Below are 12309 nucleotides of genomic sequence, written 5' to 3'. Positions count from 1 at the left end.
AAATTGAATTATTTTGAGCGTTTGTAAAATGGCGTTTCGACAATTTTCGCTTTCAAGCGCTTGTTGCGGATTTCGATTTCAATTTCTGCTCCAAGCTCCGCATGTTCTTTGGAAATCAGGGCTAAACCAATATTTTTCTTCAAGCTCGGCGATTGCGTACCGGTTGTGACTTCGCCGATTTTTTCATCATTCAAGTAAACCGCATAGCCGTGGCGCGGAATTCCTTTATCAATCATTTCGATTCCGACGGATTTCCTTGGTATGCCATTTTCTTTTTGTGAAGCTAGGGCTTCTTTGCCCATAAACTCTTCTTTGTTCAATTTCACCACAAAATTCAATCCGGCTTCCAAAGGTGTAATATCATCGGAAAGCTCTTGTCCGTAAAGCGCTAAGCATGCCTCAAAACGCAGCGTATCACGTGCACCGAGACCACACGGAACAAGGCCGTCTTCTGCACCTTCAGCCAATAATGCATCCCAAAGTGCAACTACAGCTTGCGGGTTCCCGTAGATTTCAAAACCGTCTTCACCGGTGTAGCCTGTCCGTGACACAATGACAGAATGTCCATCGATTGAAACATCCGTTTTAAAGCGGAAGGCTTTGATTTCAGCTAAATTTTCTTCCGTAAGCCGTTGAAGGATTTTCTCTGCGAGCGGCCCTTGCAAAGCAAGTAAGCCATAATCAGCTGAATGGTTTTCCAATTTCACGTCACCCAAAACTGTTTTTTGCATCCATTCAAAATCTTTTTCAATATTCGAAGCGTTGACAACCAACAAATAATGGGCATCCTCTATTTTGTATATCAGTAAATCGTCGACTGTGCCGCCATCTTCATAGCACATAGCTGTATATTGGGCTTGCCCATTTTGGATTTTGGAAACATCATTGGTAACGAGCTGCTGCAAATAAGCCAAACTGTCATTGCCTGTGACGAAAATTTCGCCCATATGGGAAACATCGAAAAGTCCGGCCTTTGTTCTCACCGCTTCATGTTCCTCTTTAATGCTTGAGAATTGCACCGGCAGTTCCCATCCGCCAAAATCGATGGTTTTTCCGCCATGCTTTGCATAAGATTCAAAAAGTGGTGTTCGCTGTAATTGGTTTGTAAGTTCTGCCATTCAACTTCCTCCTTATTTGTCAGATCCTTTGCATGGCGAGTCCGTCAAAATTCACTTCAGACTAGCATTTCGCCATGAAAAAAAGGACAGAGATTCCCCTTTAATAAGGGAAATCTCTGTCCTGGAACCTGAAAGTTTACCTTTACGGCTTTCCTCTTTGGTAGCTGCATGCAGCATTCTCCAGAGATGCGTCCCGTACGAGTCTTTTTGCCTGAGAGATTCACGACATTTTGTCGTTTGCTCCTTCGGCGACGCTTTCGCGTTCTCTCCCCGTACAATCATCCGCCCAAATCAATTTGATTGGTCCAAAACGTTATACTGAATAGTACAACTTTGACTATATCCTAACATTGAATTGGCGTAAGCGCAAACTTTTTTCCATTAAGTTGTTAAAAACGAACATTCCGTATATAAACATTCGAATCATTCGCCTTTCAAGCGATTTGCTTGAAAGGCTGCATACTGTGTAATTTGCCGCAAGGTACGAAATTCTGTGCGGATGGTGATATGGGCAGCAGCTTTGTATGTCCGGTAGCGCGATTTGAACATCGCTTCAATTTCTTCTCTTGTGGAATCCCTGACGATCGGACGGTTGGGATCTTTGTGGATCCGCCGCCAAATTTCTCGAAAAGGGGCATCCAAAAACAAGACGAGTCCGGTTTCCCGCATGATTTTTCGATTGCGTTCTTTCATAGCCACACCGCCGCCCGTCGAAATGATGCACCTGTTATGGTTGAAGTTCTGCAAAAACTCTGTTTCCAGATTCCTAAAATGCTCTTCACCGTATTGGTCGAAGATTTCAGGAATCGTTTTTCCTGTTTGCCGTACAATTTCTTTATCCATGTCGTAGAAAGGCAGTTTCATTAAAAAGCTGAGCCTTCTGCCAACAGCGCTTTTGCCGCAGCCCATGAATCCGATCAAATAAATTCTTTTCATCCTACCACCCAATGCCACCCTACTGTTCAGGTATTTTATTTTTCTGAATTTCCATTAGTAGTTGTATAGTAGCATGTCTATGCATATTTTCCAATCCGTCATATGTTTTATAATGGACCGTGTATAAGGCGAGACTGTGGGAAAGCAGGATTAAAGCCGACATAAAAAACACAAGCGAAATCGGATACAATGCCCCTTTTTCATTTTTCAGCATACGTATAAACATATTCTGCCTCCACTGACCGGCCATTTGCGAATACTGCAAACAGCGTCAAGTTGGTGCCTTCCATTCGAAAAGAGCTGGATTTCAATTTAGTAGCCATCACTTCATGCCCTTGCCTGAATTTCTGCTTACGGATTAAATTCCCATACAGTTCGATATCGTATTCCACTTCATCTTGAATCACTCTTATTCCGCTGCCATTGTTGATGACTTCGATTGAATCGACTTTTGTTAAATAACTTTGCAGTTCGTAAGAAAACAAATGCCATTCCGCATTGCCGGCATCGGTTTCTTTTTCAAAAGCAATCATGAGACTGAAGAAAAGAACGATTAATGGAAGAAACGCCATTAGAATGATGAGCTCGAAAAGCGATCCCAGAAAAGTAAAGCCATTTTCATTGAACGGATTTAATTTAAGCATACGGTTTGTTGTTGTTCTTTATAGTTTTCATAACTGACGCATAAATCCCCTGAGAACTCCCATCGATAAACGGTGCCTTCCACTTTTCTTTGACCCGACATTGTCCCGCTCGCTAGTTGTTTCGCCCCTTCATGCATCGTCTCATAAGCGATCATCTTTTCTTTTTTCAAATGCATGGCTTGCTGTGTGTATTGGAACGTCGGCAAGAGCGTTCCAAATACGATAAAAAACATGAACAGGCTGAGCATGGTTTCTGCCCAGGAGACCCCTTTTTCATTCAGAAAAAACCACCCTCCCTTTACCCAAATGGACGACTATGGATTTATCTCCAGCACTCGTTTCAAAATTCATCGTGCCGGACCCGGAAACCGAACCGTTTCCGGTAAAGTGAATTTCTTTTAGGTTGCTGGATTTTTTTAATTGGACGCTTTTTGGCATTTTCCTCGTTGAAAGCGCCCCTCTGAAAGTTTGTACAACTTCGCTTGAATGGCTGACTTCCCTGAAGACGACCGTGACCGGCGCCTTGGACCGGTAGCTTTCACTTTGGGCATAGTAAATATCCTGCTGAAGCAATTCGAAATAGCGCTGTTCGTCCCTTTCAGTTTCAAACGCCCGGTAACTTGGAATCGCAATGCCTGTAACAGTCATCAGCACGAGCAGCACCAACAGCATTTCAATCAACGTAAAGCCCTGTTCGCCTTTGATTATGGCGTTCCTTTTTTAGATGTCGTTACGACGCCAGCCGTTGAAATCGATACCGGGTCACCGTTCGGGCAGCTTGTCTCGTTTTCTTTCAAATAGCCTTTTTCCACAAGGTTCGGCATTGTCGGCACCGCTTTCTCATCCATTCGGTAAGACTCGACTTGGCCTTGGACCATATGGCTAAATGAGTACTATAACAGCCAATTGCATATATTATACTAAATAGCACTCAGATTTCATCTCCACGTTCTCAAACTATAAAAATATGGGCTTTCAAACCTCATGAAATAATTAGCTGAATTTAGCCTCTTGATATTCCTTTGATTTCATTGAATTTAATGGTTGGTGTTGAAGTATGCCTTACATCCCGTCAAAGAATAGAAAAACAACTATTTTTAAATTAAATGTTATTCTAATAAAAACAAAGCTACCTACTATTTAAAGTAGATAGCTCAAAATATTATGCCTGTTCACGATTTTGTTCATCTATAATTGCCCACATTTCTCTAGCTTCAGTATGGCTTCTTCTAAAATAGCTTGAGAATGGAACAAATGGAATCTCGGTTTTAATTGGATCAAGATTAAATAGTTTATTGTATTCCTCTACTTCCTCTTCAAATGAAGGAATAGCAAAACTATACTTTAACTCATAGTCGCCAATTTCAATATTGTGAAGCAACTTAATTTTATCTTCTTTTGATTTAATATCTCTTTTGAATATATTTTCAATCATATTCTTCTTCTGTTCAACTTTTTCTTGCAAGAGATCGATTGTTTCAAAATTCATCTTGCTAAGTTTCTTCTGTAATTCTTCAATCTCTTTATCTTTGTCGTTTAGTCTAGATATTAATCGCTCTCTCATCTTATTGCCTTCTGGAAGCTTAATATAATTATCTGTAATTGTTTCCATTTCATTCTCAATTTCTTCTATATTACCGTTGATTTCATTTCTAGTTATATCTAATTTCTTTTTCTGTTCATCAATCTTCTTATTCAGGATTGAATAATATGAAGAATCCCCCATACCATTTCGCAAACTAGATAGTTCAACTTCATCTAAATGGAGATTTAAATTATTAATAGCTATTCCTCTAACTGTGCAGCCAAGATTTTTTCTCCGGTTCTGGCAAATATATGTGATTTTACCTCCGTTGCCAATATGTCTAACAAAGTTGCTACCACATTTCTCACACTTTAACTTACCATGATAAGCATCATTTCTAGCTGGTTTTCTACCAACCTTCTTATTTACGTTCATACGCTGTTCTTTCGTTTCATTGGCTTTAGTAAATAGCTGTAAGTCGATAATGGGTTCTACCGCATTTTCAATAACAATGTAATCTTTCTTATCTGATTTTCTACGTTTAGTATCGGTAACAGATAGTTTATGACTCTTAGATAAAGTAGCCTTACCTGTATAAATTGTGTTCTGAATGATACGGGTAATCTTATCAGGAGTCCATTTGTGATTTAATTTAGTTGGGATATCCATCTCATTTAGCTCTTTAGCTATTATGGAGCTGCCTACTTCTAAATATCGGTCAAATATAAGTCGCACTACTTTTGATTGGGCATCATCTATTATCAATTTAGTTGGATCAATTTCATCTCTCTTATATCCATAAGGAACTCTTGAAGGAGCATATCTTCCTCTTTTAGCGCTATGCTGTTTTGCAAATTTAATACGTTTACTCATATTGTGACTTTCATTCTGAGCCATTGTAAAAAGTAATGATAAATTCATTTCCCAGTTGCTATCAAATGTAGATACACCTGAGTTTTCAAAAATGATATTAACGCCTTTAGCTAATAATCTTTCAACTGCTGTCTTACCATCGTTCGAGTTACGTGACCAACGTGTAGCATCTTTAACAATTACAATATCAAACTTTGGCTTACGATCAGACTCATAAAAGATATCGCTACCTCTTTGATTCTCCTGAAAGTCTACTCCTCCATCAAATAATAACTTTTTAAATTCTGGTCTACGAGAGTTTGTACCTGTTCTTCCTTCTTCTGCATAAATATCAATAAGCTCATATCCTCTTCTGCTACAATAATCTTCATAAAACTCACGCTGGTTCACCATTGATTTTTTTTGTTCTTCTTTATTAGTGGAAACTCGTGTGTAAAGAACAGCTCTCATTTTCAATTGTTCTCCTCCTCTGTTTAGGTGTTAAACGCTTTACACCTTTATTGATTCTAATTGTCTATTAGCATAGAAAAAAAGGCAAGGATTATCCCCACCTTCAATCTTATCATATATAAATTTAATATAGTTTACTTAATTAGAATTCAGTAAGACAAATTTAAAACTGCTTCCTCTTATATGTCACATAATGAAACTTCAAATCATTTTCTTCACAATAGTTATGCTCAATTCCACCAATATAGAATAACTCCTCTAGCCTCTCTCTATCAAAATACGTATCAGCCTTATCTGCTGTAGCTTCGATATATGTTACTAATACTTCATCTGCATGTTTCATAAACTCTGAATAGACTCCTGATCCTCCACACACGTAAATGTCTTTATCATATTCATTAGAGGTACTGTAATGATTTAGGATGTGTTCAACCGAATCCATTTTAAATACTGTTGGTGGCGGAACATATTTCTTATCTCTGGACAATACTACATTGATTCTATTTGGTAATGGCTGAACGGGTAGTGATTCAAATGTATGTCGACCAAATATGGTGATGTTCCCTTTAGTCAATTCTCTAAATCTCTTTAAGTCTTCCGGTATACGATATAGTAATTCATTCTTAAAACCTATAGCCCAATCTTCTGTAACTGCAACAATCAGTTTTATAGCCAATTAATTCCCTCTTTCCGCAAAGAATTTTTCTTCAACTTGTGGATTAATATATTCAATGTAATTCATCAGTTCATCGATATGAATAGGCTGACCAAAGGGACGATTAAAATTTAAAGGACTATCTACTCCTATATTGATCATATTCACTTCTGCTCCTACTCCGTTGTGTAAATGTCCATGTATTGAATACATCTTTCTCCGATATCCAATAGCTAGAGGATAATGGGTTAGATTAAGTTGGTATCCATCAATTTTCATATACTCTCCAACCATATGAAGTTCTTTTAAATATCCTTCTTTATATAGCTTTCTGATAATCTTAGTACGACAGTGATTACCTTTAATTAGGTATATGTCTCCATTAAGCTGCTCAAGAATTTTAACCCATTTATCATATCCACCGAAGCAAAAGTCTCCAAGATGATAAACTTTGTCTCCGTTTTTAACTACGCTATTCCAAGCCTCAATTAAACCCTGATGCATTTCTTCCATAGATTCGTAAGGACGATCTTCAAATTCTAATATATTAGAATGATAGAAATGATGATCCGATGTAAAGTATACTGTCATAGTTTATATTCCACCTCAAACTTCTTCTTTAGTCTTAAATACTCTTGATAGTCTTTCTCTCTGTTTCCTCTTGCAATCTCTTCGGCTTCAATTCTAGATTGCTCAAAAATTTGACGATTATATACTTCTGCTTCTTTATCTGAGATAACACTATATCTAAACAATTCTGGTTCAGCTTCCATAAATAAATCTAATTCATCTGTAACAGGGTTACTCTTTACGCAAGCAACACCATCATTCATCCACGCTTCAAAAGTTAGCAGCATCACAGCCTTATCCTCAGTAAGAATAAATAGGTTTGATTCATAGTTATCATCAATATTAATGTGCTTAATCGTCTTTCCTTCTAATTGATTCAAATTGGTAAGAATATTCATCTTAGAATCTCTCCTATTCCATATCTACATTAAACTCTGTTGTAACTGATCCTTCAGGTATATGAAATACATATTCTTTATACCCTGTTTCTTTCCCATACATAAAAATTGCAAACTTAGAAGTAAACACTTCTGAAAAGACTTCTAGTTTTGGCTCTTCAATAGCTTCTTCTTTTACATAGACATATTTATTTGCCTCAACACTTCTCATTTGCTTACCTTTGTTTGTTTCTACCATATAGAAATATTTCTGAATTTCATTAATTGTTCCAGAACCTAAGAGAAAACTACCGTTAATATTTGAATTATCCTTTAAAGCAACAATCGGAATAATTTCTGTTGGGGTTTCTGTATGTTCAGTATTGAAAGCAAAAGAAACAAAAAACAATAGAAGCATAGAAAAAACAAATGTTGCAAATCCAATCAATAGAGATAAAATAACCTCACCAATACCAAACCACGAACCCATATCTTTTTTAAAATAAATAATGCTATATACTACTGCCACAACAGTTAAAACTACCGCTAAAATTAACATTCCCATTATATTTTCCTCATTTCTTTATATAATCTACTTAACCAATAAAACGTTCATTTTACTCCTTCTTTCTTGCTTTTGTAGATGAACTTTTTACCAAAAATATCTATGTTAATATCGAAAAGTCCGTACTCTTTAATCTCTTTAAACGAAAGAATCTTTATCTCTCTGGTTACTTTAAAAAAGTTGTAATAACACATCACCAGAAATAGGAACAAAACCAACAAAAACGTATACAGTATAAATTCAATCATATTTCACCCTCTTTTCCTTATAATTTACTTATCCAATATAAATCTCCTTTTATCGGAATAACCGTCCTCGAAAGTGCCGTATTTTCCCATAGTTTTGGCATGTCACTTTTTAGAAATTTCCTTGAATCTTGGAATATTGTTGATTTTCTCTGTCAATCTCAAAAATGATCCAATCTGATGAAGTTTCTTCAATATCCTCAACTTCTTCTCTAGAATAGAACATGATTCTGTTTCCATTTGACCATACATGCTCATATCTATCTGTTTTAGAGTTGTAAATGAATACTGGCATTTCTTCATAGAATATATCTACTTTACAGATTGCTGCCTTCATAGTATCTCTCCTTAAATTGCAATCTCATATGAAATCGAACCGCTGTGTTTATAATTTACTATCTCAACATCTTCAAATGTAAAGTCATAGAAACTCTTTACATCAGGATTAATTTTGATTTCTGGTGCTTCAAAGCTTTCGTTTTCAACTTGTTCTAAGACTTTGTCCCAATGACGAGAATAGACATGAGCGTTGTCAATGTTGAAGCATAGCTCTCCTGTTTCATATCCACTCACTTGAGCAATCATACGATGTAAAACATAATACTGATAAACGTTATATGGATTTCCTAAACATAAATCATTGCTGCGGATGTTGACAGTTAAACATAGTTTACCATCCCAAATTTGCCAATGAGTTTCATACACGCAAGGCTCTAAAGCCATTTCATCTAAATCCTCTACACACCATAGAGTAGTTTTAATTCGATTTGAGTGAGGATTTGTTTTAAGCATGTACAGAAGATAATCAACTTGATCCAAATAAATATGAGTGTCAAACCCATCTTCAATTGTTGTACTAACTTCTCCATTCACAATCATTTCTCTAATTTCTTTATTAATTTTTACTTTGCGTTTCTTATTTTTAAGCTGCCATCCGTAACTTTTACCTATTGTTCCATCTTCTAACTCCCACTCATTCCACACCTTGCTTCCAAGACTACGCAGGTCTTCTACAACATTTGATTTCAATTGCCAAATCCACAACATCTCTTTAACAGGGTCTTTTAATGGCACTCGTTTCTGAGTAAGGATAGGAACTTCTTTACCATCGTATTTCAGTTGAACATTCAAAAGGGATTTGGCTGTAGCTGGTATTCCATCTTCATACTTCGCTCTAATTTCTTTTGAGTTGTTCCACGATCCATTTTCATAAATGTCTAAAATTAATTCTTTATATTTGTTATCGGCAATACTCATTCATATCTCTCCATTCAATTTCATTCATTATAATATTAATGTTATTATAGTTTATTTAATAAGTTTAAGCAAGAATTACGCCATTATATGTTTACGTATCTCATCTTCATTCTTGTCAATAATTTGTTTGACTCTTTGACGGCTCAATCCAATATAATCCCCTATTTCCTCATACGTGTAATGCTCTAATCGCATCTTAATAATTTCCATTGTCTTACTGGATAATACCTTGCTTAAAGCCTCTAATACTAATCGTGAATCAGCTTCTTCATAATCATTAACTTTACAATTTAAAACTTCAAACATATCATCTTCTAAGCTATCATTGTCAGCGGTAATTGACTCTATATATACATTGTTAACTACTTCATATGAGCGTTTATTCTGATTAAAAAGGCTATACTCTCTTATCTTATAGTCAATCGAATACTTAATATTATTAATTGCATACGTTTGGAATTTACAGCCTTTTGAAGGATCAAATGTTTGGGTTGCTGCAAATAAACCCATACGACCAAATTGAAGTAAATCATCTAACTCTAATCCATGAACATAAGCAATTCTATTAGGATTAGGGTAACGTTTATACAGCGTAGCTGGAACTAATTGCTGATATTGTGCATACAATTCTTCTGCTTGTTTGTTGCTTCTCATAACTATCCCCTTTTAGAAAAATAGAGAAGAGGTATAATCCCCTTCTCGTATTCTTTTATTTACTTAATCCCTGTCGATCCATGTGAACCACGATCTTCATTGGTTAATACTTCCACTTCCTCAAATACCACTTCAGGCATCTTCTCCATAATACGGAATTGACAAATGCGGTCATCAAACTCAATCTTAGTATCTCTTGTAGCTAATACAGGCATAAACCATTGGTCATTATCGCCTTTATATGATTCATCAACTACACCAACGGAGTTGCTTTCTAATACACCATAATTCTTAAATGTGCTTCCTCGTGGAGCTACGTGAGCCTCAAAGCCTTCCGGTAATTCCATAGCTACTCCAAGAGGAATAAGTTTGAACTCTCCTTCTTTTAACTCGATAGTCTCTGCTGCTCGAAGGTCAATCCAGTCGCCTTTTACAATCTTAGATAATTTAGTTGACTCAGGATTAAAGTATTTAATTTTAATCTTCAAAGGCTCAGTATCGCCTTCTTCTATAGTTCCATCTACAATTGTTAGATGATATAGATTAGACAAGACAGTAACGTTGCCTTCTAAAGCATTGATTGTAGCTGTATTAGATTTAATGTTAATCGATTCAACTTTACCTACCACTTTTAACTCTCGATCATATACTGTGTCGCCTTTATTAATTTTAACAAATGTCATTTATAATTAATCCCCTTTTTATTATAGTTTATTTAATTAAGCTGTGCAACAAGCTCTTCTAACTCATCTGGCTTATAACCAATTGAACGACTAACTTCGTTATTGTCTTCATCTACTAATACTACAGTTGGTACTGATCCAATATCAAATTGTCCAGCCATAGAAGGATTAGCAAACACATCTACTTTTTCTACTTCTACTTCATTTGCATCTAGAAAGTTTTGAACCATTGTACAAGGGTTGCATCCAGTTTTCTCAAATTTAATTAGCTTCTTCATTTAATTTCCTCCTGTATTATCTTTCTTATATTCTCAAAGTCTATATTTCTAGGATAACCTTCATATTTATACTTGAAGAGTATCTTATTTTTAGGCTGCAATAGCTCTTCTAATAAGTCTAATGCTCCACAATAGTATTGATATTCGCTTCTTCCACTTCCAAAGAAGCCAATCTTCTTGTTGCTTAATGCTACTAATTCATTTCTAATCTTAAAGAAAGGTTTAGGGGGAACGCCTCTCCCCCATGTTGATGTACCAATTATGATTGTTGAATACTTATCAATATCAATCACATTGAATTCTTTAACATTGAATACATCAAAACCATTCTCTTTAAAAACTTCTGCTATAGCCTTTGTATTACCAGTCATTGAATAAAACAAAACCAGTTTAGAGGTCAAAGTCTTCTCCACTTTCATGTGAGTAGTTAATAGCATTACCTTGAAGGAAATCAGTTCTTGTTACAATCTCGTTCTCTTCTCCTGAACGTCTTTTCTTACCATAAGTGTTAATCCAGTTTGATTTCAATTGAGCATTATCAGGGAATGGTTCAGCTACACCAATATTGCGACAGATAAGGTTAGCTAGATATTCTACATAGTCATGATATTCTTTGATTGATAATGTATCGATATCTTCAAAGATATATGATCCCCATTCTTTCTCACGTTTGACGGCTTCTTTTACGTAGTTGATTACTTTCTCGTATCGTTCTGGAGTTGCTAGTTGTGAATTCTCACCCATCATAATTTGATATAGCAAACCAAAGAATACTGAGTGTTGATTTTCATCATCTTTGATAAGTTGAATCATGTTATTTGAACCAATCATCTTCTGATCTCTAGCTAGCGAATGGAAGTATACAAACCCTGCTGAGAAGTATAGCCCCTCTAAAATTACATCTGCTAATAGTCCATCAGCAATTGCTTCTAGTAATTCATCTGAGATTTCATCTGAATCAGTCAATAGAAACTCTTTAGCTTTGTTAACCATATTCTGAATCGGCTCAATTACTAATTCATTTCGTTTAACCAATTCAGGAATACGTCTAGTTTCTTCAAATGCTTGCTCCTTCTCTTGCTGATTAAGCATAGAAGAAGTCAAATATTGATAACTACGATTATGGAGCTGCTCAAATGAACCAATCATAGCGATTACTGAACGTACAGATGAATCAGTACACAAGTAGCCTAGAACAAAGTTGAAGTCTGTAGCGATTGAATCTAACCAATTTAGTTTACCGGAGATAGTATTAAATACTCTACGTTCAGCCGGAGTTAACTTCTCACGATATTCTTCAATATCCTTGCCTAGCTTAATCTCTTGTTCAGTCCAATACTCTTCAAATAGCATTGAGTTAATTTCTAGCATTTGAGGATACTTGATGTCATCCCAATCTCGTATCCCACTAGATTTTCCTCCAAATACTTTTGTTGCAACGTTGTTCGCTTCCCCATCATAAACTCTAAAATTCTGCAT

General features: G+C 35.9%; 18 protein-coding genes and 2 riboswitches. All 18 genes read right to left on the bottom strand.

Annotated elements, in window-relative coordinates; translation table 11 throughout:
- Positions 1-8 precede the first annotated feature (8 nt).
- A complete protein-coding gene (gene gcvT / locus AC2EXB_RS09335; RefSeq protein ID WP_483604599.1) occupies positions 9-1118 on the bottom strand; it encodes a glycine cleavage system aminomethyltransferase GcvT in 1110 nt (369 codons plus the stop codon).
- Between the two features lie 112 nt (positions 1119-1230).
- Positions 1231-1306, bottom strand: a riboswitch (glycine riboswitch).
- Position 1307: 1 nt separating this feature from the next.
- A riboswitch (glycine riboswitch) is annotated at positions 1308-1400 on the bottom strand.
- A 141-nt stretch (positions 1401-1541) separates the two neighbouring features.
- Positions 1542-2054 (bottom strand): shikimate kinase, encoded by a 513-nt coding sequence (locus AC2EXB_RS09330; protein WP_483604597.1) that lies wholly within the window; start codon positions 2052-2054, stop codon positions 1542-1544.
- A 200-nt stretch (positions 2055-2254) separates the two neighbouring features.
- The gene (gene comGF, locus AC2EXB_RS09325) at positions 2255-2698 is read right to left on the bottom strand and encodes a competence type IV pilus minor pilin ComGF (protein ID WP_483604595.1); all 444 of its coding nucleotides are present in this window, start codon (positions 2696-2698) and stop codon (positions 2255-2257) included.
- On the bottom strand, positions 2686-2946 hold the full coding sequence (locus tag AC2EXB_RS09320; RefSeq protein ID WP_483604593.1) for a hypothetical protein: 261 nt from the start codon (positions 2944-2946) through the stop codon (positions 2686-2688). The genes comGF and AC2EXB_RS09320 overlap by 13 nt, the downstream gene beginning before the upstream one ends.
- A 25-nt stretch (positions 2947-2971) precedes the next feature.
- The gene (gene comGD / locus AC2EXB_RS09315) at positions 2972-3403 is read right to left on the bottom strand and encodes a competence type IV pilus minor pilin ComGD (RefSeq protein WP_483604731.1); all 432 of its coding nucleotides are present in this window, start codon (positions 3401-3403) and stop codon (positions 2972-2974) included.
- Positions 3403-3546, bottom strand: coding sequence for a hypothetical protein (locus tag AC2EXB_RS09310; protein ID WP_483604592.1), 144 nt, complete (start codon positions 3544-3546; stop codon positions 3403-3405). Before AC2EXB_RS09310 ends, comGD begins: the two co-directional genes overlap by 1 nt.
- Positions 3547-3860: 314 nt before the next feature.
- Entirely contained in the window at positions 3861-5546 is a 1686-nt protein-coding gene (locus AC2EXB_RS09305) for a recombinase family protein (RefSeq protein ID WP_483604730.1), read from the bottom strand.
- Positions 5547-5709: 163 nt separating this feature from the next.
- A complete protein-coding gene (locus tag AC2EXB_RS09300; protein ID WP_483604591.1) occupies positions 5710-6222 on the bottom strand; it encodes a dihydrofolate reductase in 513 nt (170 codons plus the stop codon).
- Positions 6223-6792 carry a metallophosphoesterase gene (locus AC2EXB_RS09295; protein WP_483604589.1) on the bottom strand — a complete coding sequence of 190 codons (570 nt, stop codon included), beginning with the start codon at positions 6790-6792 and terminating at the stop codon, positions 6223-6225. It lies immediately after the preceding gene.
- Entirely contained in the window at positions 6789-7169 is a 381-nt protein-coding gene (locus AC2EXB_RS09290; protein WP_483604587.1) for a hypothetical protein, read from the bottom strand. The genes AC2EXB_RS09295 and AC2EXB_RS09290 overlap by 4 nt, the downstream gene beginning before the upstream one ends.
- 13 nt (positions 7170-7182) lie before the next feature.
- Complete coding sequence (locus AC2EXB_RS09285) at positions 7183-7713, bottom strand: hypothetical protein (protein ID WP_483604586.1); 531 nt, start codon at positions 7711-7713, stop codon at positions 7183-7185.
- 357 nt (positions 7714-8070) lie between these two features.
- Positions 8071-8295 (bottom strand): hypothetical protein, encoded by a 225-nt coding sequence (locus tag AC2EXB_RS09280; protein WP_483604585.1) that lies wholly within the window; start codon positions 8293-8295, stop codon positions 8071-8073.
- 11 nt (positions 8296-8306) lie between these two features.
- Complete coding sequence (gene thyA / locus AC2EXB_RS09275; RefSeq protein ID WP_483604584.1) at positions 8307-9215, bottom strand: thymidylate synthase; 909 nt, start codon at positions 9213-9215, stop codon at positions 8307-8309.
- Positions 9216-9290: 75 nt separating this feature from the next.
- Positions 9291-9869 (bottom strand): sigma-70 family RNA polymerase sigma factor, encoded by a 579-nt coding sequence (locus tag AC2EXB_RS09270; RefSeq protein WP_483604583.1) that lies wholly within the window; start codon positions 9867-9869, stop codon positions 9291-9293.
- A 59-nt stretch (positions 9870-9928) separates the two neighbouring features.
- The gene (locus AC2EXB_RS09265; RefSeq protein WP_483604729.1) at positions 9929-10357 is read right to left on the bottom strand and encodes a dUTP diphosphatase; all 429 of its coding nucleotides are present in this window, start codon (positions 10355-10357) and stop codon (positions 9929-9931) included.
- Positions 10358-10584: 227 nt separating this feature from the next.
- Entirely contained in the window at positions 10585-10830 is a 246-nt protein-coding gene (locus AC2EXB_RS09260; protein WP_483604582.1) for a thioredoxin family protein, read from the bottom strand.
- The gene (locus AC2EXB_RS09255) at positions 10827-11231 is read right to left on the bottom strand and encodes a flavodoxin family protein (protein ID WP_483604581.1); all 405 of its coding nucleotides are present in this window, start codon (positions 11229-11231) and stop codon (positions 10827-10829) included. Before AC2EXB_RS09255 ends, AC2EXB_RS09260 begins: the two co-directional genes overlap by 4 nt.
- Entirely contained in the window at positions 11221-12309 is a 1089-nt protein-coding gene (locus AC2EXB_RS09250) for a ribonucleotide-diphosphate reductase subunit beta (protein ID WP_483604580.1), read from the bottom strand. The genes AC2EXB_RS09255 and AC2EXB_RS09250 overlap by 11 nt, the downstream gene beginning before the upstream one ends.

The sequence above is a fragment of the Planococcus alkaliphilus genome (assembly GCF_057031095.1).
This window is presented reverse-complemented; position numbering and strand designations above follow the sequence as displayed.

Bases quoted from the DNA above. Each gene is read 5' to 3' on its own strand.
- gcvT (WP_483604599.1), bottom strand. From the start codon at position 1,118: ATGGCAGAACTTACAAACCAATTACAGCGAACACCACTTTTTGAATCT.
- AC2EXB_RS09330 (WP_483604597.1), bottom strand. From the start codon at position 2,054: ATGAAAAGAATTTATTTGATCGGATTCATGGGCTGCGGCAAAAGCGCT.
- comGF (WP_483604595.1), bottom strand. From the start codon at position 2,698: ATGCTTAAATTAAATCCGTTCAATGAAAATGGCTTTACTTTTCTGGGA.
- AC2EXB_RS09320 (WP_483604593.1), bottom strand. From the start codon at position 2,946: ATGCTCAGCCTGTTCATGTTTTTTATCGTATTTGGAACGCTCTTGCCG.
- AC2EXB_RS09310 (WP_483604592.1), bottom strand. From the start codon at position 3,546: ATGGATGAGAAAGCGGTGCCGACAATGCCGAACCTTGTGGAAAAAGGC.
- AC2EXB_RS09305 (WP_483604730.1), bottom strand. From the start codon at position 5,546: ATGAGAGCTGTTCTTTACACACGAGTTTCCACTAATAAAGAAGAACAA.
- AC2EXB_RS09295 (WP_483604589.1), bottom strand. From the start codon at position 6,792: ATGACAGTATACTTTACATCGGATCATCATTTCTATCATTCTAATATA.
- AC2EXB_RS09290 (WP_483604587.1), bottom strand. From the start codon at position 7,169: ATGAATATTCTTACCAATTTGAATCAATTAGAAGGAAAGACGATTAAG.
- AC2EXB_RS09285 (WP_483604586.1), bottom strand. From the start codon at position 7,713: ATGGGAATGTTAATTTTAGCGGTAGTTTTAACTGTTGTGGCAGTAGTA.
- AC2EXB_RS09280 (WP_483604585.1), bottom strand. From the start codon at position 8,295: ATGAAGGCAGCAATCTGTAAAGTAGATATATTCTATGAAGAAATGCCA.
- thyA (WP_483604584.1), bottom strand. From the start codon at position 9,215: ATGAGTATTGCCGATAACAAATATAAAGAATTAATTTTAGACATTTAT.
- AC2EXB_RS09270 (WP_483604583.1), bottom strand. From the start codon at position 9,869: ATGAGAAGCAACAAACAAGCAGAAGAATTGTATGCACAATATCAGCAA.
- AC2EXB_RS09260 (WP_483604582.1), bottom strand. From the start codon at position 10,830: ATGAAGAAGCTAATTAAATTTGAGAAAACTGGATGCAACCCTTGTACA.
- AC2EXB_RS09250 (WP_483604580.1), bottom strand. From the start codon at position 12,309: ATGCAGAATTTTAGAGTTTATGATGGGGAAGCGAACAACGTTGCAACA.